The organism is Frankia sp. CcWB3 (assembly GCF_977927595.1).
Genome location: NZ_CDWRCK010000234.1, coordinates 4,534 through 6,903, shown reverse-complemented (window position 1 = coordinate 6,903; position 2,370 = coordinate 4,534). Strand labels below are relative to the sequence as shown.

The following is a 2,370-nucleotide window of genomic DNA, read 5'->3' as shown; positions in this document are numbered from 1 at the left end:
TTACTTCATTCCGTCCCCTTACGCCCCATACCGAGTGCCTTTCGGTACAGCTCCGGGACGCGGTATCGCTCGGTGCCATCGCGGGTACCAAGATCGATGCCGAGGAGGCCGACCTCCAGCCCGAGGTTCTCGACGTCCGAGTCGACCTCCAGCTCTCGCGCCGGAAACGGCGTACGTCCGATCCCCCGGAGGGCATCGAACAAGGGAACGAGCTCGGCAAACTCGTCCTGCAGGGAGTCGATTTCCTGTTCACTGATGTCATCCAGCGACTCCACGAGCGCCCGGGGACGTATCAGGCTGCGCTCGTAGTAGGGCGGTGCCAGCGACAGTCGCCGCTCTCGGTCAGCGGCGAGGTGGAAAAGCCGGACAAGCGAGCGTGGCGAGTGGTTTCCATTGCTGTCCGAAAGGGGACGTAATGAAGTAACAAATACGTGATCGAGAGCATCATCGCAGGTCACAGGCCTGTGGAGGGTTCGAAACGCGCAAGTTATTTCATTTCGACTCCAAAGTCGGCGCCATACCCAGTTGTACGTGAAAGCGGTCTTGCCGCCGGAGATCCGCTCACCAACCAGCACGCGCCACGCATTGAGCACCTGCGGCTGCGGCCACCTCTCGACCAGCTCCGGCAAAAAGCGCTGCAGCCCGGGTTCCGGCGCCCTCTCACGAACGAGATCAGCGACGGCCGGCGCCCGGAGCGCCTGCTTGACGACCACCTTGAGATAATCGGTCTGGTTTGCCCAGGACAACGTCACGTCGCGACCGAAGAAATGTGACTTGTTCGGTAGCTGAACGGTTCGCCAGATGTCCTCCCTGAGCATGATCTTCATCCGAAGATTCACCAGCTCGTCACCGCGCTCGGACAACAGGGACAGCAGTCCCCCCACACTTTCCCGCCGTCGAGTGAGGTCGGCAGGAGTGAGACCGAACCCAGTGTCAAGACCGTCGAAAAGAAGAAATGTGCCCCGGGCAACATCCGCGTCGAGGTCCCGAATCCACTGCCAGCCGACGAGTCCAGCGTCTTCGATGGAAAGCATTTTGCGTACATCTTGGACGAGGTTAAGTTCGTTGTACTGCGACTCGTCCTTGGAGTCACAGGTGAGTCCACCGAACGCGGGCACCGGCCGACGAGGGCGCCCACTGGTCAGCTGGATCACGACCCCGATAAGCAACATCCACGCCGTGCGCCAGTCGTCTCCCCGGTCCGCCAAGACCTCGCCGATGGCTCGGTATGTCCCGCTGGACGGCATCCAGGGTCTTCTCATCGGCAGCCGCGGAGGGCTGGTCACCACGATGTTCCCGTCCGCGGCGAGGCTGCGGAACAGGGTGGTCTTCCCCGTGCCCTTCCGGCCAAGTATCAGGGGCACGTCGTCCCGGGCGGCCCGGCCGACAACTTCTGTGCGTAGGAAGGTCTCCTGGAACTCGTCGTCGGACTGAGCCTCCGCGGTGCCCGTCGAGAAGTGGATCTCAGCCAGGGCACCGGCTTTTGAACCGGGCGGCGGGATGGCCATGGCGGCTGCGCCGTCCCGCTCGGCTGCCGCCGACTGCGGAACGAACCCTGCGATCCACTCCCCGACGGGCGAATAAGCATCGATGCCGGTCTCGGGAACTACGGAATCAGATCCCGCGATGTCCTCGCTGTAACCGAGGACGTGGACAAGCTCGTCAACCTCCGGGAACGCTGGATCCCCGCCTTCGACCACCGCCGGCGAGAGCCATTCCAAGATCCAGCCTGCCGCCCGGTCCTCGTATCGCCGACGAGTCTCCGGAGCGCCCGCGCCCGGAACCGGGCTCACCAGAAAACGGGGCTCAGGAGTGTAGGCCCGCTCGGATCTGGCCGCCAGAAGCGCCCGCGTCAGCGCCCGCGTTCCCACCCGTGCCTGCAGATGCGGGAAGAATGTTACGACAGCTATGTCGACCAGATCGAAGAGAAGAGGTGCCGACAGCGGACTGATCCCGGTCCTTGAATCTATGAGAACAATCTGCGGCGAGATATGGAGGTCACGGACGGCGCCGATGAGCGCGCGGAGTGGATTATTTTCCTCACGGTACCATGCCGCTGGGTCGAGCTGAGCGAGCTGGCGCGCATAATTGGCATCCGGATATCCGGCGGGCAGAAGATAGAGTTCCCGTTCGGGATGAGCACGCAGCAGATGGGCGGTGACATCAGGCATTTCGCCGGCTATGTCCGCCTCCAGTAGAAGCGGAACAACACCCTTTCCTGGCATGACTTCGCGCTCCACGTCGAAGAGTGCGGCAAGACCAGGCGCCTCAAGATCCATATCGAGGCAGAGCATTCGGTGTTCACGGGCTAGCAACAGAGCAGTGTAGGCGAGCGATGTCGATCTTCCGACACCCCCTCTGGAGTCGAAA

The 2,370-nt window shown here is 62.6% G+C and carries 1 protein-coding gene; it reads right to left on the bottom strand.

Annotated features, from left to right (window positions below):
- Nucleotides 1–5 precede the first annotated feature (5 nt).
- A partial coding sequence (locus tag ACY5KJ_RS16130; protein WP_462203742.1) for a KGGVGR-motif variant AAA ATPase occupies nucleotides 6–2,370 on the bottom strand: 2,365 nt, incomplete at its 5' end.